Genomic DNA, 26,301 nt, shown 5'->3' with positions numbered 1-26,301 from the left:
TCCGCTTACAATTTGAGTAAATTAAGCAGGGCATAATAAGTAAAAGTGCATTCTTACAGGCATATTTACTACGACTAGATTGTTCTTTACTCCTACGCTTGAAAGTCACATTGGAGATCGACGATACGCTAATGATTTTACTTTAGAAAATGGTTATGTTATATTTTATAATATATTTTACACAATTTAATTTTGTGATATTTATTATAAATTTATGTTATATATTTTACGGGAGGTTTTAATATGAAAAAGATACTGGTTGTTCTAACAAATGTAGATAAGTACGCAACAAAGGACGAGCCTACTGGCTTGTGGCTGAGCGAAGCAACTCATTTTATTGAAGATTTTGACCATAATGACAATGTTCAGATCGATCTGGTTAGCCCTAAAGGCGGGAACGTACCTCTTGATCCGAAAAGTCTGGGCGACTCTCTGGATGAGATCACCAAAGCCTATTTCGAGAACGAAATGTTCATGAACCAATTGAAAAATACGTTGAAACCTAGCGAAGTAAACGCGAGTGACTACGATGCAATCTACTTCACAGGAGGTCACGGTACAATGTGGGATTTCCCGGACAATGCCGAACTTCAAGAGCTTTCTCGTGATATCTATGAAAAAGGTGGCGTTGTATCCGGCGTGTGCCACGGGGTTACAGCCCTGTTGAATGTGAAGCTGTCCAACGGCCTGCTTTTGATCAACGACAAAACCGTTTCCGGCTTCACGAATGAAGAAGAAACATTGGCTCAACAAACCGAGTATGTTCCTTTCCTGCTGGAAGATGCTTTGAGAGAACGCGCTGCACAATATGATAAAGCTGCTGCCTTCAGTTCCTATATCACAACAGATGGCCGCGTGGTCACAGGACAGAATCCGCAATCTAGCAAAGCTGTAGCTGAAAGTGTTAAACAACTGCTGGGTCTGTAAAATAAACCGATCGATCCCTCTCCTCCCCCAGGAGATCATATAGATGTACAAAGCAAAACAGCACGTGATCCGTCATGACCTGACAGAACACATGCTGTTTTTTCTAGTGATTTGTCGAAGCAGAAGCTTCCATTGCTGTTCCTCCAGCCAAACGCTTCACGATATAAGGCACGGTCACCGACGTCAGGATCACGGCAAACGCAATCTGAGCGATAGCTGTGTCCACATATGGCGCATACGCCGGATTGAACCCGGCAGCCATCGAAGGCACCACCATGGACAATCCAGCAACCGAACATGTCGCAGCCGCTGCGTAACCGGGCCGTCTTAATATCGTGCGATCGATTCCAATGAGCGGCAACATGCAGATCAGCAAAAATAACACGGTGACCAACAAACCGGACAGACTGGACTGAAATGCAATACGCAGATCAATATTGGACCCAAAGCTGGTACCTAGAAAAGGTAGTAGAATCAGTGTTCCCGGAGCGAACATCTTCTGTATGTTGCTATCCAGGTTACCAAGCAGTATCCCGATCAAAAAAGGTACTAGTGTAGCAAGTACACTGAGATAATCGATACCGACACCGCTTGCCGAATTCAATATCATGACCGGAATAACCGGTACGGCGATCAGATTCAAAATGCCAAACGCAGCCCGATCCACATCATCTCCATATGTGTTCATCAAGGCCAGATATAATCCTGGATTACAACTGGTCAGAACGGCAATGAAGGCTACCGCAGAAACTCCCCCGACCCCACTTATGCCAAAAAAGTGCACAAACGCCCAGCCGAACAGACAGCTGATGAGGATACGTGAAATACAGAGCATCCCTGCTCTCTTTAAGGTCACCAGAAGCTGTGACAAGTTAAGCTGTGTTCCTGATATCAGTAAAATCATACCGATCAGCACCATGGTACCTTTCGATGTGAACAGCGCTGTTGTTGGATCTCCGATCTGAAAAAACGATGGAAACACCGTGTTGATCACCGCGGCGGCCAGCATAGGAACAATCAGCAAGCCGCCGGGTATTTTTTTGATACGACCCAAAATGTTCATGGTGCGTTACAGTTCTGCTCCGTTGGTACGGATCACATTCTGATACCAGAAGAAGGAATCCTTACGATATCTTTTCAGCGTACCATTGCCGTAGTCGTCCTGATCGACGTAGATAAATCCGTACCGTTTGCTCATCTCGGAGGTCCCTGAACTGATCATGTCGATTGGTCCCCACATCGTGTATCCCAACACCTCGACCCCATCAGCAATGGCGAGTCCCATCTGTTCGATATGTTTGCTTAGGAAATCAATCCGGTAAGGATCGTTGATCGTTCCGTCTTCATTCAGTTTATCGTAGAAACCTGAGCTATTCTCCAGAATGAAGACAGGTTTTTGATACCGATCATAGACGAGATTAAGCGTATACCGCAGGCCAATCGGATCAATCTGCCACCCCCACTCGTTAGCGGGCAGATGCGGGTTTTTATATACGCTGTGTACATTACCTGCCGTTAGTTCGAGCTGCTCCGTATCACTGCTGGAAATCATCGAGTTGTAATACGACATCCCCACGAAATCAGCCGTGTGTGCACTAATGCTATCCAGATCGCCGTCCTCGATATTCAGCTGGATCTCCTTGTTTTTGAAATACGTTTTACTATAGTAAGGGTACTCGCCTTTATTGAGCACATCGAGATAGAACTGATTTTTCATCTGATCATCCTGTTGCATCTGGAGTGCGTCCTCCGGCTTGCAAGTGTAAGGATACGTTGTAAAATAAGCCACCATACTTCCGATCTGGTTATTCGGATCAATCTCATGTGCCATCTTGGTTGCTCTGGACGCAGCTACAAATTGATGATGCAGCCCCTGGAACAGCATTTCTTCATAATTTGGAGCATCATAATCAATGATTCCCAGCGTTTTGGCCGATGCTTTCACGCTCATGTTGATCTCGTTGAATGTCACCCAATATTTCACTTTGCCCTTGTAGCGATTAAACAACACATCACAATAGTTCACATACAGATCGATCAGCTTGCGGTTATACCATCCTCCGAACTTGTCCATCAGTACAATTGGTGTATCAAAGTGACTGATAGTGATCAGGGGCTCCATACCGTGTTTAAGACATTCATCAATAACCTGATCATAGAACTCTAATGCCTTTTCATTCGGAGTAGCATCGTCGCCACCCGGGAATACTCTGGCCCATGAAATGGAATAACGGAATACTTTGAAGCCCATTTCAGCAAACAAGGCGATATCCTCACGGAAGTTATGATAAAAATCGATTCCCCGGCGCTTCGGATATTTCACGGTATCCGGGTCATTCCTGGCCTCTTCAATCATCTCCCAATTAACCCTGATCTGCTTGGTCACTTTACGGTCGTTCTTCTCGTTAAATTTCATCACTTCTGGAATGGTCAGACTCTTACCATCTACATTATAAGCTCCCTCTGCCTGACAGGCAGACAGTGCACCGCCCCATAAAAAATCTTTTGGAAAATTGGAATTCGTCATTTTAGTTTCCTCCTGTTATTACGTATTATTAAGACCATCTAGCTTGTAACTCGTAGCTGGACCAATGAAAAGATGAACAGTTCTTACGGAATCAGCTTGATCAAAGGTTCACTCTCCCGGATCGGGCCGCTGGTCGCTGTAGTCAGCACATCTCCGTACTGTTGCATGTTGGTTACCACAATCGATGTAATGGTGTTATAACCTGCTGACGTAATGCCCTTCGGATCAAAATCAACCAATAAATCCCCTGCCTTGATTGTCTGTCCCTGTTCGATATGGGCGTTAAAATATTTCCCTTTCAGACTGACGGTATCCACTCCGATATGAATCAGGATCTCGACACCATTCGCAGCTTTCAATCCGATAGCATGTTTGGTGCGATAAAGCGCTTCGACTACCCCGTCAAATGGAGCATATACCTTGCCATCTGTCGGAACGATTGCAATGCCTTTACCCATCAATTCTTGGGCAAACGCTTGATCCTCCACTTCAGAGATCGGTTTGATCTCCCCTGTCATTGGACTAACGATAAGCATGTCAGAAGACGTGGATGTCAGTGATGATACGGACGCTGTAGTTGACTCTGTGGCAACGGCTGTCTGATTGCTATTTACTTTATTCGTAGCTTGTTGCTTCGATTTATTTCCATCTGTATCTTCCTTGATGCCCGCCAACAGCGTGAACACAAACCCGAGTACAACTGCGGCAACACAACCAATAACGACATACATGTAACGATCCGATGAATACGTGCCAATTGCCAATACACCTGGAAGTGAAATTGCATTCGCTGTTGTATGCACCAAGCTGTAGAATCCACCAACTAATCCTCCTGCCAGACAACCTGCGAAAAACGGACGTTTGTATTTCAGCGTTACACCATAGATCGCCGGCTCGGTAATCCCGAATAAAGCGGTGAATCCACTCGAAGCAGCCGCTGATTTCATCGTTTTACTCTTCGTTAGGACAAACACACCAAAGGCTGCTCCAGCCTGAGCCAAATTCGCCGCTAGTGCCGTTGGTAACAACACGGTTGCGCCCAGTGTAGCCACTTGTTGAACCTGAATAGGCATGATGGCATAGTGCATACCGAACATAACCATGATCGGTTTGAAAAATCCAAGAATCGCACCAGCAAGAACACCTGCAGTGGAGAACAATGAGTTAATGCCATTCGTCAACCAGTCACCGATATATGAACCTACTGGGCCAAGCACGATTAATTCCACTGGAATCATAATGAACAAAACAATCATTGGGGTAAGCAGGACCTGTAGAAACTTGGGAATCACTCGATTGACGATTGGATACACATAACTCATGATCCATACCGCTAGAATGATAGGAATGACGGAAGAGGAATATTTCATCAACAGAATCGGCATGCCGAGAAAATCAATACTATTTACACCCGTCTCAGCAATCTGAGCCGCAGCGTTCAAAATGGTTGGATGCATTAGTCCCGCAGCAAGAGCTACCGCCAAATAGGGATTAGTTTTGAAACGGTTTGCTGCACTGACAGCCAGGAAGAACGGCATGAAGTAGAAAATGCAGTCCCCGATCATGTTAATGATCGTCAGGAAACCGGAGCCTTCCAGGTAACCCATGGCAGTTATAACGGTAGCCAAACATTTGATCATCCCGCAACCAACGAGTGCTGGCAGAACAGGCGTGAATATACCTGCGATGGTTTCAAGCACTACGTTGACGGGGTTACGTCTCTTTTTCGGTCCACTGTCTGTAGACTCCGTAAGCTCGCCAATATGGTCAGAAGTTAAATTCTTCACTTCACTGTATACCGCGTCTACTTTAGCACCGATAACAACTTGAACCTGTCCACCGGAATTTTGTGCCTTGAGCACGCCTTCGAGCTGATCCAGTGCCTTGAGGTCTGCTTTGTTATCATCCTTTAATACGAATCTCAAACGGGTTGCACAGTGTGTTAGCCCGGATATATTTTGCTCGCCGCCAACGAGATCAAGTACGTTTTTAGCCAAGTCTTTATTGTTCATGACCCTTCTCCTCTACATGAATAAATTGGATATATAAAAAATGACCAAGCCGGGGAATCGTCATTCCCTACGCTTGGTCATGCCTGATCGAATCAGTAACAGTCCAATATGGATTATTCGGTTAGTTCCTTCATTAGGTTCATTCTGTTGGTTCATTCGAAATCAATCGTTGAATATGCAAGATCAAGTATAATTTTTCATCATCGGAACAGGTCCAGCCATAATTATTTTTCAGGAAGTCAGCAATCTTCTCCACACAAGCCAGTTCTTTCGGAAACTTCTCCTTCACCATCAGGAACAGAGATTCATTCTCGTCTTTGAGCGATTTACCGCTCATCTGCCTCAGAATGAAATACCGGATATGTGTGGCAAAGCGCATGAAATGGATGGAATCCTCCTGAAAGTCAATTTTGAGCGCATATTTGATCACGGACAGGATCTCGCCCGTAACTGTAGTTACCTTGGTGGTATCCGTCATCTCTCCAGAGCCCACCTGTGCATTAACAAAATGCAGAGCAATCAGTGTTGTTTCGGCTGCTGGCAGAGCGATATCCGTTTTTTCCTGAATCAGCTTCAGCGCAGCCTCCCCCACCCGGGTCTCGTCCGGATAGAGTGTCCGCACTTCCCATTCCAGCGGATTTTTGATACGGATGCCTTCTCTCGTTCGGGTTAATGCAAAACTGATATGGTCGGACAGGGTGAGAAGCAGATTCGGGTTAAATGTTTTATTCAGGATCTGACTACCCAGCTTGATGACTTCCTCCGCGAGATAAATATCCTCAATCGGAATACTGTTCAGCAGGTCATACATACGGATGTTCTTTGGTGCTACAAATATTTTTTCCACCAAGTCCGTCTCCGTCAGCTCATAGGGCGTTTTCAGAAATCCGACCCCTTTACCTACGACAAAAACCTCTTCGTTATGTTCATTAATAGCGATGGCTACGTTATTGTTTACTTTCTTGATAACCTTCAATGTTCTCACCCCCCAACAAAAATAAAAAAAGACCGAAAGCGATTACAGTAAAGCAATCGAATTCGGTCATGCCTGGTTTCCCCAGTAACAGTCCGTGTTATGAATATAAGTTTATTATAGTGCTGTTTTCGAAAAAGTCAATCATCCAATCTTAGGGAAAAATCAGCCACTCTTATCATTGAAGGGAACGTAGAGACCCGATACGTCATATATAACAACGTCCTTTTTTAAAACTATAAAAAGAAAATGTGACCATATGCCCTACTCGCCAGTCTAATTCATATAAAAACCAGCCAAGTGCTGGCTTCATCCCTCCAATACGAAAGGAGCTGTTATCCATGGGTTCAACCGATCTCGTTAACCAGGCCATCCAAGGAGATCGTGAAGCCTTTATCCGGCTTATTCGAGACATTGAAAACTCTTTGTACAATACGGCAAAATCCATGCTGCGAAAAGAGGAGGACGTGGCCGATGCCATTCAGGAGACAATCCTGAACGCATACAAATCGGTGCATACACTCCGGGAACCCCGGTATTTCAAAACCTGGCTGTTTCGCATCCTCATCAATGAATGTAACACGATGCTGTCCCGCCGCTCTCTCTCCACCGCTTATGCGGAAGTACCTTCAGAAAAGCGGGAGCATTCCAGTCCCTACGATGAGGTCGATATGCGAGAAGCGGTAGACCGTCTAGAGGAATCGAAACGAATTGTTGTCGTTTTGCATTATTTTGAGGACCTGTCCCTGCGTCAAGTCGCCGATGCTCTCAATATTTCCGAAAGTGCAGTGAAAATGAGACTTACTCGGGCAAGGCAGGAGTTATATCAGAAATTCAAAAATTTTCGGGAGGTAAACTTACATGTCAAACCCGTTTAATATCGATCAGGAATTAAAGAACCAAGCGAAGGAGCGTCCCCTGATGTCTGAACTCGTTCGTAACCGGATTGATGCCACACTGGAATCTCTGCCGGTGTCGCCAGACACATTGAAAACGGAACAGACTTTGCGCTCCAGTCGCCGGAACAAGCGATGGCACAAGGCTGCAGCTGCGACGATCGCAGCCGGAGTGTTGGGCGTGACCGTATTTGCATCCGGCTTTGTATCACCGGCCATGGCTGCCTCCTTGCGCAATATTCCACTCGTGGGCAGCCTCTTCAGCTCGATAGAAGCTGATATGGGTCTGCGAACGGCGGGCAACGAAGGCTTGACTACCCCTGTTAACAGCAAGGTCGCTTACCAGGATGTGAAGCTCGAAGTGCTTGAAGCGGTATATGATGGTACACGTGCTGCGTTTCTGGTTCATTTCACTGCGCCTAATCTGAATCATGGCGAATATGACAATGGCAAGGACATCGTGAAACTGAGCAGCGGAATTGAGAATGTCTTTTTCAAAGTCGACGGGACCCGTCCGAATAGCGGACTGTTCTATAGTTCGGTAGGAGAAACGCAGCCAGATACACTGCTCTTTGAGCAGGTCATTTCCTCCGATCAGGGAACAGCACATTGGCCGGATCAGTTTGACGCCAAAGTTCAATTGACATTGCAGGGTATTGATCATGAGTTCGAGCTGACGGTTCCATTTACCAAATCAACAGATAACATTCATCGGGTTCTGCCTAATACAGCCATGACCAACGATCTGTATACGGCCGCTGTTACGGAAGCTGAGGTTACCCCTGTCACCACTCGCCTAACTACTGTTATCAGTTTGAATGATAAGAATACTCTTACGGCAAAAGAGCAGGTACAGCTGAGTCACATCGGATTTGCCGTCTATGATGATCAAGGGCGGCAACTGACCTCACTTAGCGGCGAGGGCATCTATGAGGGAAACCAAATAACATCCGAGCGCATGTATGCTACGACTTCCAAAGATGTGAAATACCTTATTGTGAAACCTTTTGAGATCAAGGATGACTTCGCTGAAGAGGTTAAAGACACACAATTCATCAAGGGAATGGAAATGAAGATTCAGCTTCAATAGCCTGATCTCATTTCCTTATGAAGGAGCCATTCCATGTCCATCCAATATTCAATCTCATCTCCCATCGTACTTGGCCCATTATTCGTTCTGGTCCTGCTCGCCCTGATGCTCCACGCCAGGGTGAGTAAAACCAGGTACATGATCAGACAGTATGTGTCGATGCTCGCATTTGCCATATATATGTTGGGTGTTATGCATTTTGTATTTTTCCCTATCGACGTGAACATTGGAATCTATGCCAATCAAACGCCATGGTATCAAAGCATTCAATGGATTCCGCTCCTGACCGCGGATGCACCAAGCTTTCTCCTAAACATTGTACTGTTTATGCCACTGGGGTTCATGCTTCCTTTCATAAAGCCTTGGATTCATTCGATGCGTACAGCAACATTAGCAGGATTAGCCCTAAGTTTCCTCATTGAAATTACACAGCTCCTGCTCCGAATAACCTTGGGCAACGGTCGCAGCACCGATCTGAACGATATAATAGCCAATACAACAGGAAGTGTACTTGGTTTTATCATCCTGAATCTGTTCACCAAAAGTTCCATCGGCCAGCGACTAATGGCACTATGGGAGTCACCACAGGGAGTATCATCCAAAATATGAAGTAAAATGAATATGAGCATGCATAACGCCCCTTGAAGGCAAAACATGGTCCATACACCAAGATGAAAAAAGTCGTATGCTATGGTACAATGAAAGAATTGTGTATTCAGAGACAGACATGTGGATAAAGGCCATGAACGAAGGATTTCTGATGCGCTTTTATCCATTCATCATGCTGCCATTTTAGGGAGGCTTATGGAACAACCATGCTCATTATTGGTATCGCCGGAGGAACCGGCTCCGGTAAAACGACGGTAGCTCGCTCCGTCATAGACCGTCTGGGATCAGCTAAAGTTACGTTTATCTCCCAAGACAATTATTACAAAGACCAGTCGCAGCTCACACCTGAGCAACGCCGACTCACCAATTACGATCACCCGTTTGCATTCGATAATGATCTGTTGATTGAGCATCTCACCCTGTTGAAAAAAGGCCAAGCGGCGTATGCCCCCGTATATGACTTCACCATAGATAACCGTGCTGCCAATGAGACGGTTGAACTGGCACCGAACCATATTGTCATTGTAGAAGGACTGCATGTGCTGATTGATGAACATCTTCGCAGTCTGATGGACATCAAAGTATTCGTTGATACCGATTCCGATGTGCGAATTTTGCGGAGAGTACTGCGGGACATTGAAGAACGCGGACGCACGATCCAATCCGTGTACAAACAATATCTCGAAACGGTAAAACCAATGCACGATGCTTTTATCGAGCCATCCAAAAAGTATGCTGATATCATTATTCCAGAAGGCGGACATAATGAAGTAGGTATTCAGATGTTATCCATCCTCACCGAGAAATACCTCACCGGAGAGAATTGGAACGGCGCTTAATTTGTTTCAAAGCAACACAACAGAAATCTAGGTTACGATACAGCGTAATCTGGATTTTTTGTTGATTTTTCATTTATAATAGTCCCCAATAGTTGAAAGGAGATCTACCCCTATGGCTACTTTTGAAGAGTTCATGCAACATGACATCCGTGTTGGTACCGTGGTGGAAGCCGAACCCTTTCCCAAGGCTCGCATACCCGCTATTAAAATGACGATCGACTTCGGACCACTTGGTCTTAAGCGCTCCAGTGCTCAGATTACCCAGCGCTACACGCCTGACATGATGATCGGCAAACAGGTCATTGCTGTAGTTAATTTCCCACCCCGGCGTATTGCCGGTTTTGTCTCTGAAGTACTTGTGCTAGGCGGCGTGCCTGGTGAAGGCGATGTTGTCTTGCTCACACCGGATAGTCCATTACCTAATGGAACACCGATAGCCTGACTTTATTTTGAGTAAGAAGAATAGGGCTTTTCAAATGTTTGGAAATCGAGTATTCTTGATTTATTGATTATTGAATTGACTATTGATGCAACTACATATGTTGGAGACCTTAAAGCATAAGGCTGTGAATCTGCGGATTCGTGGCCTTTTTTTGTGTTTTTTGGAGGAAATATAGGTCTGGAGAAGTAGTAAGAGTTCTATGCAGAGGAGGAAATATATTGATAAATCATACCAACAGCCTAGTTTTACATGGTAGAATATTGATTATTATTACAAATTTAGTATCTAGTAGCCTGAAAAGTACATATCAAGGAGAAAAATTCACAATTGAGAGGAGTAAAATTCATGAGAAAAATGATAATTTCTGGCGTAACGGCATTAGCTTTATTAACAGGGGGTATCGTAGGTTTTGGAGGTGTTGGGAGTTCTGTAGAAGCCACACAAGCTACAACTACATTCAAGGACGTTCCAGCTACACACTGGGCATCCACAGCGATTAATTCGGCCGTGGAACAAGGTTATTTCAAGGGATATGCCGACGGGACATTTAAACCAAGCTCGCCGGTCACCAAAGCTGAAATGGCAAGTATCCTGGGACGTCTATCCGACCAGCCTAATGCAACGACACAAGAACAAAACAATTTCACGGACATCCCCGAGTGGGCAAAAAGTGGTGTCTCTACTGCTATAGCAAAAGGTTTTATCAACCCTTCTAATTACAAGGGAAAATTGGATGCACAAGGCGCTCTTCAACGAGGCGAAATGGCTACTTGGCTAACGCAAGGGCTAACCGTGGTTGATCCTGAGTACAAACAAGCACTCTCTGATGTGACGAACACCGTTGTGCCTGCAAAGGAATATTTCACAGGTAAACTCGCAAGCGCTCAAAAAAATGCTGTAGCCGTTGCCCTGGGAACAGGACTGATGAGTGTTGCAAACGATAAAACATTTGGCGTTGATCGTACTACAACACGAGCTGAAGTAGCTGTATTGATCGCCCGTTATGCAGCCGTTGCCAAGACAAAACCTGCCGATTTTCAGGGTTTAAATGAGCTGCGGGCGGTGGGTTTGACGGGGACGAATTTGAATATTATTGCGCCTAAGTATCAAAAGACTCCAAAAAATAAATTCTTTGATTCGTATGATTACAGTAAAGTCACTGATCAATTCTCTCAAGTCAGAAATAAAGAATTAGTTACAGTTACTAGTTATGCAGATGTTAAATTAAAAAATTGGATTATCATAAATCCGTATGTTACAGGATTAAAACGTAGTATCTATTATCCAGTTTTTGTTGAGGAGAAAGACACCTTACTGCGTGGATCGTATTATTCTTTTGCTGAATTTGATTTAAATATTAAAAATTCCATGACTCAACTTCAGGCTGGTAGCCTTTTACAATCTCCAAGTATCAATGCTTTAAAATCACCAAATTCTGAATCTTTCTCTAAATACTCAGTACCACATATTAATGATTTCCTTGGTAGTAAAGGGTTATTTCAGGTTAAGAATCCTACTTACTGGTCGATGGGATTGTTACACTTTGATAAAGAATTAACCACTCAAGTGAAACTTATTACCAAAGAGGGAACCGACTTCAATGTCACATCAAATTAATTTCAAAAGGGTGATTCGCATTGCGTTTCGATTCCGTACTTAAAAAATCATTCATTTCTTTACTCATAATAAGTATATTATCACCTATTCCTTCTATTCTTGCTGGAGGTGGCCCGGGGGTAAAACCCCCTTTGGAGGCTCCACGTTGGGAGCCTTCCACCCCAGCAAAATCTCAAAAGAAAGTTAGTCCTGTCGAAGGTAAAGGTACAAGTAATATCGGCATTTACATATATCAACTAGATAATATGAAGTGGCAAGTAGACGGAGAATGTAATGGACAAGAATTATCAAATAATTCTACGACAAATAAACCCAATTCATCCTTGGTGTGTATCAATCTTCCTTTAGACAAACCAGTCTACAAGCCAACTGTATATACAGATAAGCTTGGTGAACCACATCATAGCTCTGAATTCAATTCTGCTTCACTAAAACCAATGTATATGGACAATAAAGATTACTATACTTCGGGTGAACCTATTTTGGTCAGCGTAGATAGTTTCACAGGTGATGTAGTGAAATTTACGATGCAAATCGGAGGTGCTATTGAACCAACAGCCCACAGACCCTATAATCCACCTAAATTTTCTGCCGACTACATATTCAATACGGATATATATTGGCGGGCCGTTGCCGAAATAACCAAAGAAATCAACCTCACCGCTGGTGGACAACTTAGCTTGAACCAGTCCAAACAATTGAATGCAACGGTCAAAACCAAAAATGGAGATGGAAACTTTGGTGCAGAAACCAATGTAAACACCGGTAGCGGTGGTACAACTACATGGGAATCATCCAATCCTAGTGTTGCTACCGTTAGTAATTCCGGATTAGTCCAAGCTGTCAGTAGGGGAACTACAACTATCAACGTACTGTGGAAGAAAGATGGATTTGAGTTAACTACCACTACAAACATTGGTGTTGAAGAGAACCCAGGTACGGGTGGGAACGACGGTAACGGAGGCGGTGGTGGAGGTTGCACACCAACGATTGGACCACCTTCTGCTGGAACCATCATGAGCATGAATGATCTCGATCCAAATGCCAACGGTGTTATTAAGTCAGATAACAGAGATAATGAGACATTCAATGTGTTAAAAGGAATACCTACTTCCGAATCACTCTACACAAATGCCTTTGCTGACAATTATCTGTTTAAACAAGCCTGGGCGAAAATGAGCGGTAAAGTTACATACAACTGTAATGTCACAATCTCGTACGACAGAGAGTGGACAGTACCTGGACCAGATGAATGTGATGATGATGGTTGTACACCAGGGCCACCTGTACCCGCGAACGACACGGTACCCAAGCCATACAACTTCCAGATCACAAGAGACTACTCCTACTGGAAAATTAACAATCTGGAAGTATACAAGATCGCTAAAGCAACCATGAATAATTACGCTTTGCCCGGTGAGACCGTTACGATGAATCCAACAGGATACACACCACCAACACTAGAGTCTAAAAATGATGAATCCGTAGAAAGCCATGTACGACCAGGGCAAACCACTTCAATCTCATATACTCCACCCAAATTAACAGGTGGTTTGAACCAACCTCCCAGTGTGCCAGATGATACATCACTGTTAAAAGGGATGGCTGAGTCTAACACACCTCAAAGTAAAGTGAATAATGATCTAGTGAAATTCAACAACACAACCATTATGAATGATGTGGAAGCAACCAAAGATGGCCCAACGCCATCCAATATTCCTAATCCAACGATGATTGGGCGTGATGTGCTGTACAAACCGGGTAACATGATCAGCAATTCCCTGCTTAATAAAGCAAACACCACAAGCTCTGGTGAAATCTATTATGATTTGCTACCGGGTAACGTGAATGGGGGTGCCAATAAAATATTACCGATTAACGGCATCAACACGGTCACGGTACACACCCCTGTCGTCAACTACGCCTGGGTATCGGATGATCAACCGCATAATCAGAAAACCGTACCGGACCCAACCAGCGCTGCACTCATTCTGGAACGTCCGTTCATTGTGCGAATTCCCACATCAGGACAGCACTTGGACGCAGTGAGTTATCCCGGTTATGGGAATCGGGACTATGCCAAATATTTTCGAATCAAACAGGTGCAATTCCCGTTTGATGTCTATAACGCAGATCGGAGCCAGTTTATCCCTGCTAAGACATGGGTGGATATTCCGGTCAATCAACTGGACACCACATTCTATCTCCCTGTATGGGTAGACGAAGGCAAATACCATATTGTATTCCGCAATATTGCAGAGAATGCACCTGCAAACTTTACCGAGCAACAGGATGCCAATACCAATCTGGCACATCATGTTGCAGCAGATACCGTACCGGTAGATGTCATCGGAAGATTATATGATTTTCACGTCACTGATATCTCCGATTACAACTGGGAAAATGTATTTCGCAAGCGGTTGGGTAGTCCCGAACCAACGGGCTATAGCTACTGGACCGGGATAAATAGCATTGATGGTGATCCGCGAGGTAACCTGGCTCCATTTGTATTGCCTATTCGACCAGGAAGCCATCCGGTGCAGGGATTCGCTAACGCAACTGTGAAGACAGGATACCATTTCAAGTTCGATCTGAAGACCAAGGGCAATATGTTTGGCAAACAGGATGGTATTCGAATTACACCCACTTTTGCTTTTGTAAGTAAAGACGGGTCCTCCCGACAAGAAGTGGATCTGTACTACCATCGCGGTCAGGAACGCCTGATCCGTATCGGATCGGTGCAGGATCTGGAGAAACGCTTTGTTGTCCTGAACTCACGTCTTCGAAATGTACCCGGCACAGAGTTAGGCGATACAGCGCGTTACCAGTATACTTATGAACTGTCAGCTGAAGAACGTAATCAGCGTACGTTGGCAGAATATATGGTTCGCCTAGTCGATCAGACATCTCATCAAAAAACATGGGTAGGTCGTTATGACTGGATGATCCTGTCCGCTCCTATTCGGACACTCATCGGGCCCAAATCGGAGATTCCTTCCGGGGTCAACGTGGACCGGGCCAATGCAGCAATCCAGCGTTGGTACGGGGAGTACAGCTTGCCGGCCGATGTATATGCTGTACCAAAAGGGACGGATCTCGAACCCCTCGCCCGACAAAATCAGCTGGATGAGAAATCGAAGATTTTTCTAAAGAATGGTTATATCGTAGTCAACTTCAACATGGAGAGCCTGCGGAATGGAAATACAGAGGCGCCCCATCTGCAATACATTCATGCACCACTGATGAATCAATGGCAGATGGAAGGTTTCAACAAAAAACCAACAGACACTCGAGGCAGAACCTGGCCTCTGAAGGATGGCGATATTGTCTTTTACCATGCTGATCAGTCCAGCCGGAATGACTTCCAATCCCAAGTACCGCACTAGTTTGAATCTCTCATGTCAGCACGACTGGCTAAGCATATGTATCCAACTACATATGGACAGAAGAGTCTGTATGCGGAGTACCTCTCCAAAATAAGACTGAATATCTGTATACCGATAATCACCCAATGAAGCAATCAATAAATATATGATGAAATAGCCATGAAGTGCCAGACTGAGTACTATACAGCCTGCGCAAAACTATGGTGTGCTTAATGACATAGGTGTACTGAACCACATACGATAAAGCATTCACAAGTGATTCCAGTGTCACATCCCAACTACACACAACATGCCTGTTATACAACAAAAGGGTTATCCTGAAAGTCATCTATGGACTTCTGGGGTAACCCTTCTTGCATCATTCTTTTTTCATAACCTTACTTAGACTATAAAGATAACCCGCACATTAGTATTATCCTAACAGACTTTCTCCAGGAGACAGGTAGGTTAGCAGGAACGTGATGCCGAACAATACGACTACGAGTTGTAATAATCGTTTAACGATATATCTGCTCAAGTGCTCTAACGTCCTTCCCCACAACTTTATGTATGTGCCATGATGTTCTTCATCCACAGCTCCGCTGAAAACTTATAAATTCTATCAAAAAAAGCGTCCATCTCCGTGTTACTGGATGAGGACGCCTTAAATAAACAGATTTTCAGAAAAAATCATGCTCTCTAAACACCTTCCTATTTCCCGTAGGGTACTACTGTGTTTCCTAAACCTGGCAGGTCTTCTGGCTCCGGAATCATCGTCACTTGCAACTCCTTCCCGGCTTAAACCAGTGGATTATCGCTACTTGACTCCTCTGTTACAGTGGCGGGACCGCGCCGGTATCACACCGGACTTCCCTATTAAGCTTCCACCCTGACGGGCAAAGCACCAAGTTCCACATATTCAATTAAACTTCTGTATCAGTAACGCGGGACAACATTTAATGATCAAAACTTTTCTTTTAAATTTGAAGCACTAGGTGCGTCTAATCTCGATTTCTCGAACCCTTTGGAGACACACCCTTCACACGCTTAAACATCTTGGAAAACAGTAATGGGTCTGTATAGCCGACAGAATGGGCCACTTCGCTGACCGACAGCCCTGGATTCTGAAGAAGTTCGGCAGCCCGATTCATACGGTACTCCAGAAAAAAGGACTGTAGCGACATGCTATATCGCTCTTTAAACAATCCCGACAGATACGTGCGATCCAGTCCTACAGCTTGGGCAATATCCAGAATGGAGGTTCGCTGGCTGTACCTGTTCTCCATAAACTGCACCGCCTGCCGGATATACGTCTCTTTGTTCGAAAGGAGCTGCCCTATTTCTTCCTCTACAGGAGAAGAAGAGATTAATTCTGCCATCAAGCGGTACAAGAGACTCTGATTCATCACATCGCCTCCCGGACGCGTGGAAGCCTGGACCATCTCCGTATACAACTTTTCCATCGTATTTGTATCATGGGCATTATATATCGGGTGCTCCGGGCTCAATTGGGCACGTTGCATGAATGCTTTGGCTTGTATGCCTTTAAAACCAAACCACGAATACGTCCAGGGCTCCTTCGGATCCGCCTCATAATGAATAAGTGTGTCCGGGAGAATGACAAAACCCTGTCCCTCGCTAAGCTTGTATTCCTGATCTCCCATGTACACGGTGCCCCGTCCTTCATGGATGTAATGAACAATGTAAGAATCACGTACACCGGGTCCCCAATAATGCGCAGGATCACAGGCCTCCCACCCGAAAAACAACAACATCAGCTCCATCTGTGTCCAGCCTGCGGGAACCACATTCATCTCAATGCGACTCATTTTTCGCCCTCCATCCTGACTTCGTTCCGCTTACCTCTTTATTTAATATTTTATATTATAACAGCTAAAGTGCTTCCATATTAGTTGAAAGCGGGAACAAAAATGGGATTATGCCATGTTTGAAAGGGTTTGAGCCATAGTTATATGTGCCGAATCGGCCTATAGTTGGGGTACAACATTTTTCAGGGAGGCTAAACTTAAATGAATAAAATTACGTTTCTCGGTGCGGGAAGCACCGTCTTTGTTAAAAACGTATTGGGTGATGTCATGATGACCGAAGCACTGCAGGATTTTGAATTAGCATTGTTTGATATCGATGCTGAACGTTTGAGCGATTCAGAGCGTTTGCTGACCAGTCTGGCCCGTTCACTCGGAAGTCGTTGCGTTGTGAACGTATATCATGACCGCAAAGAAGCGCTGCGCGGAGCCAAATATGTCATCAACGCCATCCAGGTCGGTGGATATGATCCTTGTACCATTACAGACTTCGAGATTCCGAAGAAATACGGACTGCGTCAAACGATTGCAGATACACTCGGTATCGGCGGAATTTTCCGTAACTTGCGGACGATTCCAGTCATGCTGGATTTTGCCCGAGATATGCAGGAAGTATGTCCGGATGCATGGTTCCTGAACTACACCAACCCGATGGCCGTGCTTACCAACGTCATGAATGTGCATGGCGGGATCAAAACCGTAGGATTGTGTCATAGTGTGCAGGTATGTGTACCACATCTGTTTGATGCACTGGGGATCGATCAGACAGGTGTTGTGGCTAAGATTGCAGGGATCAACCACATGGCGTGGCTGCTCGAAGTTACAAAAGACGGGCAGGATCTATACCCCGAGATTAAACGTCGGGCGAAGGAAAAACAGAAGGAACAGCATGACGACATGGTTCGTTTTGAGCTGATGGAGCGTTTTGGCTATTATGTAACGGAATCCTCTGAGCATAATGCCGAGTACCACCCTTACTTCATCAAGCGGAATTATCCGGAGCTGATTGAACGCTTCAATATTCCACTGGATGAATATCCCCGCCGCTGTGTGAACCAGATTGAAGGCTGGAAAGAAATGCGTACCAAGCTGTTTGCCAGCGAAAATATTGAACATACCCGCAGCCGTGAATACGCATCGCATATTATCGAAGCGATGGAGACGAATAACCCATACAAGATTGGCGGCAACGTCATGAACAACGGATTGATTACGAACCTGCCGCGCGAGGCATGTGTCGAGGTACCTTGTCTGGTGGATGGATCAGGAATCAGCCCTACGTACATTGGGGATCTGCCTCCACAACTCGCAGCACTGAACCGGACAAACATCAACACGCAACTGCTAACAATTGAAGCGGCAATCACTGGCAAAAAAGAACATATCTATCACGCCGCCATGCTTGATCCACACACGGCTGCGGAACTGTCTATCGATGACATCGTAGCGATGTGTGATGAGTTGATTGAGGCTCACGGCGACTGGTTGCCAAAATACACGTCATAATATAAAAGCACCGTTTCCTTTGCTGTTAAAGGGGACGGTGTTTTGTTCGTTCCATAGCACTCATCTGCATAATGGTGCATCACATCATTTATCAGAAATGTCTCGCCCCCTTAAACCTTACTCGGTGGGGAGCAAAAAGCGATAACCAATGCCAGGCTCCGTTTGAATATATCGCGGATTCGTCGGATCTTCATTTAATTTTTTACGCAGATGTCCCACATATACCCGAAGATAGTGGCTGTCAGACTCATGATGATGCCCTCCCCATACTTGCTGCAAAAGCTGACGCTGGGTGATGATCTTCCCCGCATTCGAGGCGAGCACCTTCAGCATCTCATATTCCGTTGGGGTTAATTTGACCAAAGTACCCTCCAGTTCCACCTGCCTTTGGGCCAGATCAATCGTGAGTGATCCGAAGCGTAGTATCGGCTCATCCGTCGTTTTGGCTACATGACGCAGCGCCACCCGAATACGGGCGACCAACTCACCCATTCCAAATGGTTTGGTCACATAATCATCTGCACCACCATCCAACGCGGCAATTTTGTCTCCCTCCTGATCCTTCGCTGTCAGCACAATAATCGGCACTTGTGACCATTCACGAATCCGGCGAAGCACCTCCATGCCAGACATGCCTGGCAAACCAAGATCAAGGATGATCAGATCCGGATGTACAATACTGGCCTGAATAACGCCCTCTTCGCCATCCCCACACTCGTGGAGTTCGAATTGGTGTGCCTGAAGGGTGACCTTGAGCAATTTGCGAATCTGCGGCTCATCATCGATCACCAGTATGCGAGCCCCTAGTGGTGCATTCATGTTATTCTTCAACCTCTCCTTGTTCTGAATAGGGAAACCGTGATCCGTGAGCCTCCATGGGAATATCTATGCGCATTCTCGTTCCCCCGCCCGGATTCGGCTCTGCTACAATAGTACCTCCGTGGACTTCCACAATGCCTTTGCAGATCGCCAGACCAAGCCCCGTTCCTGTGACATGCTGAGTCGACTCCGAGCGATAGAACTTATCAAATATACGTATTCTTTCCGCTTCCGGTATACCGATGCCTTGATCAGCTACCACGATCGTCAATTGACTTGGACTCTTATCACTCGTCACAGTGATGACAATCTGGCTCTCATCAGGCGAATATTTGATGGCGTTACTGACGATATTGACCAGTACCTGCTCCAGCAATACTTCATCTCCGTAAATGAAGGCCGGATCATCAGGCAGTTCAACTTGAATGTTACGATGCGGACTGAATTCCCGAACCTGTGTCAGTACAACGCTGATCATGTCCCCCACGTCACACCATTTCCGATTCAGTTGCAACATGCCGCTCTCCAGCCGAACCATACCCAGCAGATTCGTGACGAGACGATTCATACGCAAAGCTCCATCCCTAATGTTGCCTGTTAATTCTCTCCGATCCTCGGGTGTAAAAAGAGTATCATTCTCCAACAATCCCGTAGCCGAGCCGATAATGGCGGTTAGGGGCGTACGCAACTCATGAGAGACAGAGTCCAGCAGCGCTGTGCGTATGCGCTCTGATTCAGCAGTAATCTGCGCCAATCTGGCCTCTTCCGCCAGCTTCACTCGGGCAATAGCACCTGCGGCCAGTCCTCCGCATGCTTCCAGCAAACGAAGCTGTTCTTGCTGCTCATGAACCTCACCAGCGTCCATGCTTACGGCGAGCACGCCATGAATCTGCTCCTCTGTGCGTAACGGCACGTAAAGTCCGGGAGATTCGCGCAGAGTAGATGATCCTTTACCGGCGATCTGTCCGTGATGATATACCCATTTGGCAATGGCAATCTCCGACTCTCCATCTCCCCAGCCATCCTTCTCCCCTTCTGATGCGGGTACAGAAGAGCTTGTAACCAGCAGATCCCCCTGCCCATTCGGAAGATACACAGCTGCTGGCTTACCCAGGGTAAGCGATACTTGGGTTGCAATGTTAACCAGTAATGTATTCAGATCCGTAATAGCTGTCATCTGACGACTCAATGCGTATAGGGAGTTAGTCGTGGCCTCGCGTGCTTTTACCATCTCTAACTGTTGTCGCAATCGACCTGCAAGACTGGCTGTCAGGATCGCCACCGCAAGATATACAACAAAGGAGATGAGATATCTCAAATCCTCAACCGTAAAGCTCAAATATGGCGGGACAAAAAAGAAGTCAAACATAATGACGCTAAAACTCGCGGCATATACAGCTGGCCCCATTCCCCAATACACGGCACTCACCAGGACGGGAAACAGATATATAAGCGCTACATTAACCAAATCACCACTCATGCCGATGGCATGAAGCAGTAAAGTTAGCAGCTTCACCCCGAGGGTCACCCATACATATGCCGGAACCCGTTTCCCGTGGGTTGCCTGCGTTTCTTTTTTTATTTGTTCAGACAATATCCATTCACATCCCGCTCAGTTCATAATCATAATCTGCAACGATTAATACATCCAGATGCCGCGACAAGCGTACAAGTCGGTTGACCACCGACCCTGAGCCGCGGTAGCCATTCAGCCACCACACCCGTCTTGCCTGCCCGACCACCAGCTGGGTTGCTCTTGCCTCCGATGCCTTTCTTGCCAAAATCTCAGGTACATCGCGCAGTCTTGGACTGTGATGAATATGAAATTGACCACCAAGCCGAATTGTCAGCTGCTCCAACGCTTCCAGATGGCACTTCACTTCGTCACTCATGGACTCACCGATGTGGATATGATGTACATGCCAGATGGCTTTTAGACGATAAGCCATACGGAACCCGCGCCGGATCAGCCGCTCGGCATGACGATCACTGCTTACACATACAAAGACCGCTTCCTGTCTGCGCCAAGGTCCTCGAAGTGCAATTTTGGCCTGCTGTGTTTCAAGCCGTTCATCGACATCGTCCGCCAGTTCGCGCAGGGCAAGTTCTCGCAAGGCAATCAGATTACCGATTTTGAAGAAATTCGCAAGGGCTTGCTCGACCTTGGCAGTTGCATAGATTTTACCCTCCCTCATGCGCTGCCGCAAGGCCTGGGGCGCCACATCAATCAACTGTACCTCATCCGCCATCTGAATGATCCGATCGGGTACGGTCTCGCGGACACGAACACCGGTAATATGTTCAACTGCATCATTCAGACTTTCGAGGTGCTGTACGTTCATTGTGGTAATCACCGAGATGCCTGCATTCAGCAGGAGCAGAACATCCTCATAACGCTTTTGCCGAACACTCCCGGGTACATTCGTATGCGCCAGTTCATCCACAAGCACCACTTCTGGGCAAAGATGCAGAATGGCTTCCGTGTCCATCTCTTCCAGACAAGTTCCCTGATAAACGCGGTTCGCGCGAGGGATCACAGACAGGTGGCCCATCTGCTCCACAGTTTCCGCCCGCCCATGTGTCTCCAGCAAACCGATCTTCACATCGATGCCCTTGCGGAGCAAGTCATTGCCTTCCCGCAGCATCATGTAGGTTTTGCCTACACCTGGTGCGGCTCCGATATATATTTTGAATGTGCCGCGCTGAATCTGACCAATCTGTTCCTTCATTTCCTGCTCGCTTAGTCTGCGGTATGTCAGTGACTCCACATCGTTAAGTTTAGCCGGAACCACACGTTCACCCTCCCGGGCCGCTCGATCAGAAACCAGAAACAGGTCGACACCACGTAATCTGCGCAGCAGCGAGTTAACAACGGACCCTTGCCACAGTTCCTGCCAACGTGTACGCCGGGAGTGTCCCATCACAATGCGGGTAATCTGGTGCTCCATTGCGTAACGCGCCAGCGTAGACGGGATGTTGCGACGGTGTAATATAGACAGCTCCTCCATATGGCCGCCAAACTTCTCTACCAACTTGATCATATTACGCCGAAATACGATTGCCTCCTTGCTTAATGGCTGCTTCATATTCCGGAAAACAACGGCGCACAAATCACCATTCAGCCGTTTGGCAATCTGTTGCCCACGCCGGATATAGATGGAGCCATTCCAATGATATTGCGTGGACACCAGAATCCGTTCCATGATGCCTGTTGTGACGGTAATTCCCATCTCCTCCCGATGCTCACGCAGGGATTCATTCACCCCTTCTGCAACCAATCTCAGGGCCAGTTCGCGCAGAATACCCAGATTGCCTTGACGAAAAACTGCTTCTCCCTCATGCCCCTTCAGATGACCTTCTGCCAGACGGCTCAGTATGGTTTCTGGTGTGACGTCTATCAGCTTCACTTCATCCGCAAGCTCCAATGTATCGGCAGGCACCGTATATTCTGCTGCGATCCCCGTAAGTTGTCGTGCCAGCTCTGTATAGCCTTCCAGCTCATACACATTCACCGTTGTCATGACACTGATGTTGTTTCGGAGCAAAAACTGAATATCCTCCAGCCGGGTAGCATACCGAGCACCTTCTCTGTTGCGATGTGCCAAACCATCCACCAGCACAACCTCCGGATTACGTGCCAATAGTGCATCCAAGTTCAAATCCTTCATCTCTACATCATCACTCTCGCGTAACCAGTGAATGCTTGGAATCCGTTCGAGTGCGCCAAGCTGTTCCACCGTTTCCGGTCTGCGCATTGTGGAGACGGCGCAGATGACCACATCAATGCCCTGCTCACGCAACGCATTCCCTTCTCGTAACATGTGATACGTTTTGCCCGATCCGCTGACTGGGCCGATGTAGATTTTGAGCGTACCCTGTTGCAGCTTCGTAATCATCTTCAACATCTCTTCCGGTGACTTGCGCTTGAAGCTGTCTTCCATCCGTCCCACTCCCCCTTTCCTTTAAAAATATGAAGAAAAAATGGAGAAAGCCCCTCCCGATAATCGTGAGCAGGCTAATATGTTCGTTCGTTAGTTCAGTTCTGCTGTCAGCGCCAGATTCAGAGCCGTTACATTCACACGTGGTTCCCCGAATATACCCATTTGCCGGCCTTGCGTATGCTCATTTACAAGTTGCACAAGCTGCTGTTCACTAAGCCCTGTAGCTTCGCTAATGCGCGGGATCTGTGCCTCAGCGGCTTCGGGAGAGAGATCCGGGTCAAGTCCAGAGCCTGAACCCGTCACGAGATCAGCAGGGATTTGCTTCAATCCCGGGTTTTCCTGCTGGAGCTGAGCAATCTTTTCTTTCATCTCGCCGATATACTCCTCCGAGGCTACGGCGCGATTCGAACCGGCTGAAGCCGTTGGATCATAATCGGCATTTGATGCCCGGGGCTGGAACAGCCCCGGCGATTGGATTTCCTGCGCCAGCAGTGACGAGCCGATGATTTTCTCATTTTGCGTAATCAGACTGCCGTTCGCCTGCGCAGGAAAGAGAAGTTGGGCTACATCAGTCGTTACAAGCGGGTAGATTAGGCCGCATATCAACATAAGCACAACGGATAACCGCACGGCGGGCAAGAACATGTTCATACAGATCACTTCCTGAATTCATTAGGATAAAAGAACAATTTTGATAAGCGTTGTTATCTCGTTAAAGAATCCCCGACAGAACCATATCAATCAGCTTAATGCCGATAAAAGGTACAATCACGCCACCTACGCCATAGATGAACACATTGCGGCCAAGCAACCTTTCGGCTGACATCGCCCGATACTTAACCCCTTTCATCGCGATGGGAATAAGCAGCGGAATAATAATGGCGTTGAAGATCAGCGCCGACAGGATCGCGGACTGCGGTGAAGCCAGATTCATAATGTTCAGTGCCTGAAGTTGTGGCATGGCGAGAATAAACATGGCTGGAATGATGGCAAAATATTTCGCGATATCATTGGATATCGAAAAGGTTGTGAGTGCGCCGCGTGTAATCAGCAGCTGCTTGCCAATGGAGACTACCGACAATAATTTGGTCGGGTCGGAGTCCAAATCAATCATGTTGGCCGCTTCTTTGGCCGCCATGGTGCCCGAATTCAGCGCCAGGCCCACATCGGCCTGCGCAAGAGCAGGAGCATCGTTGGTACCGTCGCCCGTCATGGCGACGAGTTTGCCCTCCTGCTGCTCTTTTTTGATCGCCGCAATCTTGTCCTCGGGCTTCGCTTCGGCAATAAAATCATCCACGCCCGCTTCCAGCGCTATGGTCGCTGCGGTCAGCGGATTGTCGCCTGTACACATGATGGTCTTAATGCCCATAGCGCGCATCTCAGCGAACTTCTCCTTCAGCCCTGGCTTCACAGTGTCTTTCAGATAGATCACACCGTAGATTCGTTCATCGATGGCCACAGCAAGCGGAGTGCCCCCAGCCTTCGCAATACGGTTGGCGATCTCATCCAGATCACCCGGTATACGACCCCCTTCGGAAGTTATATATCTTTTGATCGCATCCACCGCACCTTTACGAATCTTCATTCCGTTATTCAGATTCAGACCGGACATTCGGGTCTCTGCCGTGAACTCCACATTTTCCGCATTTGCATACTCCGTCTCAGCCCAGCTCTGGCCTTGTTTGCCTGCCAGTTCCACAACAGAACGTCCTTCCGGGGTCTCATCTCGCACAGAAGCCTGTAAAGCAGCCTGCATCATCTCTGACGAAGTAATTCCCTGAACGGGAATAAACTCAGATGCCATGCGGTTTCCGTATGTGATCGTTCCTGTTTTGTCCAGAATCAGCGTGTCGATATCCCCAGCTGCTTCCACCGCTTTACCTGACATAGCGAGCACATTGAACTGTGTAACACGGTCCATCCCGGCAATACCAATGGCCGATAACAATCCACCAATTGTGGTTGGGATCAAGCAGACGAGCAGTGCGATCAATGTCGCCAGATCCAGTCGAATACCCAGGTAATTTGCCATCGGAACCATCGTGAGAATGACAATTAGAAAGATCAGAGTTAATACGGCGAGCAGGGTTGTCAGCGCAATTTCATTTGGTGTTTTCTGGCGCTGAGCACCCTCAACCAGAGAGATCATCCGGTCAAGGAATGACTCCCCAGGATCGGTCTGAACACGCATGACGATGTAATCGGACACGACGCGGGTCCCTCCGGTAACGGAGGAGAAATCTCCCCCTGCTTCCTTGATGACCGGGGCGGATTCTCCTGTAATGGCCGATTCATCAATGGAGGCCAAGCCTTCCATAATCTCACCGTCCGTCGGGATCAGTTCACCGACTTCCACACGGACCATATCGCCTTTTTTCAACTGGGTCGAAGCCACTTGTCTAACCGTTCCATCCTTCTGCACCAGATTGGCCATGGTGTCTGACTTCGTCTTGCGTAACGTATCCGCCTGCGCCTTACCTCTTCCTTCTGCAAGTGCCTCCGCGAAGTTAGCAAACAGCAGCGTGAACAACAAAATGAAAAATACGGCGATATTGTATCCACGCCCAGCCTCGGATGCGGTGAAGAGATCGGGATTAATGCTCAATAAGAGCGTAATGAATGTACCAACCTCAACAATAAACATGACCGGATTTTTGATCATGACCACCGGATTTAGCTTTTTGAACGCATCCAGTGAAGCCTGAAATATCATATCCTTGCTTAACGACCGTTTCGATCCGGGATCACGTTGAATATTACCGCGATTGATATCCGACTCATTGCCCTTCGTTCTAAACATTTCTGTATCCATGTGTTGCATCGTCTGCTCCTTCTTTCGTTCGACTGCATTCATCGTGCACTGCCACCTCCGTACGTTACGTCCTTATACCAATTCCTCTGTTGCTCCCCTG

General features: G+C 46.7%; 19 protein-coding genes and 1 riboswitch. Of the genes, 9 read left to right on the top strand and 10 right to left on the bottom strand.

The window, feature by feature from the left end; genetic code table 11:
- Positions 1–243: 243 nt before the first annotated feature.
- Positions 244–927: a type 1 glutamine amidotransferase domain-containing protein gene (locus MHH92_RS01330; protein ID WP_340901626.1), complete on the top strand. Its 684-nt coding sequence runs from the start codon at positions 244–246 to the stop codon at positions 925–927.
- Positions 928–1,030: 103 nt separating this feature from the next.
- Here MHH92_RS01330 and MHH92_RS01325 read toward each other — a convergent pair whose 3' ends face one another.
- From MHH92_RS01325 to MHH92_RS01310, 4 genes are all read right to left on the bottom strand, one after another.
- Positions 1,031–1,990 (bottom strand): 2-keto-3-deoxygluconate permease, encoded by a 960-nt coding sequence (locus tag MHH92_RS01325; RefSeq protein ID WP_340901625.1) that lies wholly within the window; start codon positions 1,988–1,990, stop codon positions 1,031–1,033.
- A 6-nt stretch (positions 1,991–1,996) separates the two neighbouring features.
- Positions 1,997–3,454: a glycoside hydrolase family 1 protein gene (locus tag MHH92_RS01320; protein WP_076320079.1), complete on the bottom strand. Its 1,458-nt coding sequence runs from the start codon at positions 3,452–3,454 to the stop codon at positions 1,997–1,999.
- Positions 3,455–3,537: 83 nt separating this feature from the next.
- On the bottom strand, positions 3,538–5,466 hold the full coding sequence (locus tag MHH92_RS01315; RefSeq protein WP_340901624.1) for a beta-glucoside-specific PTS transporter subunit IIABC: 1,929 nt from the start codon (positions 5,464–5,466) through the stop codon (positions 3,538–3,540).
- Positions 5,467–5,605: 139 nt separating this feature from the next.
- Positions 5,606–6,451, bottom strand: a complete 846-nt coding sequence (locus MHH92_RS01310; RefSeq protein ID WP_253504972.1) for a PRD domain-containing protein — start codon at positions 6,449–6,451, stop codon at positions 5,606–5,608.
- Between the two features lie 329 nt (positions 6,452–6,780).
- On the opposite strand from MHH92_RS01310, the gene MHH92_RS01305 reads away from it, so the two are divergent.
- The 7 genes from MHH92_RS01305 to MHH92_RS01275 all read left to right on the top strand — a co-directional run bounded on the left by MHH92_RS01305 (position 6,781) and on the right by MHH92_RS01275 (position 15,318).
- Positions 6,781–7,317: a sigma-70 family RNA polymerase sigma factor gene (locus MHH92_RS01305; RefSeq protein WP_124118256.1), complete on the top strand. Its 537-nt coding sequence runs from the start codon at positions 6,781–6,783 to the stop codon at positions 7,315–7,317.
- Positions 7,301–8,425, top strand: coding sequence for a DUF4179 domain-containing protein (locus tag MHH92_RS01300; protein ID WP_253504969.1), 1,125 nt, complete (start codon positions 7,301–7,303; stop codon positions 8,423–8,425). The genes MHH92_RS01305 and MHH92_RS01300 overlap by 17 nt, the downstream gene beginning before the upstream one ends.
- A gap of 33 nt (positions 8,426–8,458) precedes the next feature.
- Entirely contained in the window at positions 8,459–9,034 is a 576-nt protein-coding gene (locus tag MHH92_RS01295) for a VanZ family protein (protein WP_253504966.1), read from the top strand.
- Positions 9,035–9,240: 206 nt separating this feature from the next.
- On the top strand, positions 9,241–9,873 hold the full coding sequence (gene udk / locus MHH92_RS01290) for a uridine kinase (RefSeq protein ID WP_036616377.1): 633 nt from the start codon (positions 9,241–9,243) through the stop codon (positions 9,871–9,873).
- A gap of 112 nt (positions 9,874–9,985) precedes the next feature.
- Entirely contained in the window at positions 9,986–10,315 is a 330-nt protein-coding gene (gene csaA, locus MHH92_RS01285) for a chaperone CsaA (RefSeq protein ID WP_076320076.1), read from the top strand.
- A gap of 345 nt (positions 10,316–10,660) precedes the next feature.
- On the top strand, positions 10,661–11,932 hold the full coding sequence (locus MHH92_RS01280) for an S-layer homology domain-containing protein (RefSeq protein ID WP_340901623.1): 1,272 nt from the start codon (positions 10,661–10,663) through the stop codon (positions 11,930–11,932).
- Between the two features lie 482 nt (positions 11,933–12,414).
- Complete coding sequence (locus MHH92_RS01275; RefSeq protein ID WP_340901622.1) at positions 12,415–15,318, top strand: DUF5704 domain-containing protein; 2,904 nt, start codon at positions 12,415–12,417, stop codon at positions 15,316–15,318.
- 710 nt (positions 15,319–16,028) lie between these two features.
- Positions 16,029–16,221: riboswitch (cobalamin riboswitch) on the bottom strand.
- A 77-nt stretch (positions 16,222–16,298) separates the two neighbouring features.
- On the opposite strand, the gene MHH92_RS01270 is transcribed toward MHH92_RS01275, so the two are convergent.
- A complete protein-coding gene (locus MHH92_RS01270) occupies positions 16,299–17,126 on the bottom strand; it encodes an AraC family transcriptional regulator (protein ID WP_340027877.1) in 828 nt (275 codons plus the stop codon).
- Positions 17,127–17,327: 201 nt separating this feature from the next.
- Here MHH92_RS01270 and MHH92_RS01265 point away from each other — a divergent pair, with 201 nt between their 5' ends.
- Positions 17,328–18,629, top strand: coding sequence for an alpha-glucosidase/alpha-galactosidase (locus MHH92_RS01265; protein WP_340018922.1), 1,302 nt, complete (start codon positions 17,328–17,330; stop codon positions 18,627–18,629).
- A gap of 117 nt (positions 18,630–18,746) precedes the next feature.
- On the opposite strand, the gene MHH92_RS01260 is transcribed toward MHH92_RS01265, so the two are convergent.
- From MHH92_RS01260 to kdpB, 5 genes are all read right to left on the bottom strand, one after another.
- Positions 18,747–19,448 (bottom strand): response regulator, encoded by a 702-nt coding sequence (locus MHH92_RS01260; RefSeq protein WP_340901621.1) that lies wholly within the window; start codon positions 19,446–19,448, stop codon positions 18,747–18,749.
- Between the two features lies 1 nt (position 19,449).
- The gene (locus MHH92_RS01255) at positions 19,450–21,042 is read right to left on the bottom strand and encodes an ATP-binding protein (protein WP_253504947.1); all 1,593 of its coding nucleotides are present in this window, start codon (positions 21,040–21,042) and stop codon (positions 19,450–19,452) included.
- 7 nt (positions 21,043–21,049) lie between these two features.
- The gene (locus MHH92_RS01250) at positions 21,050–23,389 is read right to left on the bottom strand and encodes a histidine kinase (protein WP_340901620.1); all 2,340 of its coding nucleotides are present in this window, start codon (positions 23,387–23,389) and stop codon (positions 21,050–21,052) included.
- 90 nt (positions 23,390–23,479) lie between these two features.
- Positions 23,480–24,040, bottom strand: a complete 561-nt coding sequence (gene kdpC, locus MHH92_RS01245; protein ID WP_340901619.1) for a potassium-transporting ATPase subunit KdpC — start codon at positions 24,038–24,040, stop codon at positions 23,480–23,482.
- A 61-nt stretch (positions 24,041–24,101) separates the two neighbouring features.
- The gene (gene kdpB / locus MHH92_RS01240) at positions 24,102–26,102 is read right to left on the bottom strand and encodes a potassium-transporting ATPase subunit KdpB (protein WP_340907607.1); all 2,001 of its coding nucleotides are present in this window, start codon (positions 26,100–26,102) and stop codon (positions 24,102–24,104) included.
- Positions 26,103–26,301 lie beyond the last annotated feature (199 nt).

It is taken from the genome of Paenibacillus sp. FSL M7-1414, assembly GCF_038003195.1.
Taxonomy (GTDB): Bacteria; Bacillota; Bacilli; order Paenibacillales; family Paenibacillaceae; genus Paenibacillus; species Paenibacillus amylolyticus.
Note: the sequence above shows the minus strand (reverse complement) of the source record. Positions and strands in the feature narration are given on the sequence as shown.

Excerpts from the sequence above, each read along its gene's own strand:
- MHH92_RS01330 (WP_340901626.1), top strand. The coding sequence starts at position 244 with ATGAAAAAGATACTGGTTGTTCTAACAAATGTAGATAAGTACGCAACA.
- MHH92_RS01325 (WP_340901625.1), bottom strand. The coding sequence starts at position 1,990 with ATGAACATTTTGGGTCGTATCAAAAAAATACCCGGCGGCTTGCTGATT.
- MHH92_RS01320 (WP_076320079.1), bottom strand. The coding sequence starts at position 3,454 with ATGACGAATTCCAATTTTCCAAAAGATTTTTTATGGGGCGGTGCACTG.
- MHH92_RS01315 (WP_340901624.1), bottom strand. The coding sequence starts at position 5,466 with ATGAACAATAAAGACTTGGCTAAAAACGTACTTGATCTCGTTGGCGGC.
- MHH92_RS01305 (WP_124118256.1), top strand. The coding sequence starts at position 6,781 with ATGGGTTCAACCGATCTCGTTAACCAGGCCATCCAAGGAGATCGTGAA.
- MHH92_RS01300 (WP_253504969.1), top strand. The coding sequence starts at position 7,301 with ATGTCAAACCCGTTTAATATCGATCAGGAATTAAAGAACCAAGCGAAG.
- MHH92_RS01295 (WP_253504966.1), top strand. The coding sequence starts at position 8,459 with ATGTCCATCCAATATTCAATCTCATCTCCCATCGTACTTGGCCCATTA.
- udk (WP_036616377.1), top strand. The coding sequence starts at position 9,241 with ATGCTCATTATTGGTATCGCCGGAGGAACCGGCTCCGGTAAAACGACG.
- csaA (WP_076320076.1), top strand. The coding sequence starts at position 9,986 with ATGGCTACTTTTGAAGAGTTCATGCAACATGACATCCGTGTTGGTACC.
- MHH92_RS01280 (WP_340901623.1), top strand. The coding sequence starts at position 10,661 with ATGAGAAAAATGATAATTTCTGGCGTAACGGCATTAGCTTTATTAACA.
- MHH92_RS01270 (WP_340027877.1), bottom strand. The coding sequence starts at position 17,126 with ATGAGTCGCATTGAGATGAATGTGGTTCCCGCAGGCTGGACACAGATG.
- MHH92_RS01265 (WP_340018922.1), top strand. The coding sequence starts at position 17,328 with ATGAATAAAATTACGTTTCTCGGTGCGGGAAGCACCGTCTTTGTTAAA.
- MHH92_RS01260 (WP_340901621.1), bottom strand. The coding sequence starts at position 19,448 with ATGAATGCACCACTAGGGGCTCGCATACTGGTGATCGATGATGAGCCG.
- MHH92_RS01250 (WP_340901620.1), bottom strand. The coding sequence starts at position 23,389 with ATGGAAGACAGCTTCAAGCGCAAGTCACCGGAAGAGATGTTGAAGATG.
- kdpC (WP_340901619.1), bottom strand. The coding sequence starts at position 24,040 with ATGAACATGTTCTTGCCCGCCGTGCGGTTATCCGTTGTGCTTATGTTG.
- kdpB (WP_340907607.1), bottom strand. The coding sequence starts at position 26,102 with ATGATATTTCAGGCTTCACTGGATGCGTTCAAAAAGCTAAATCCGGTG.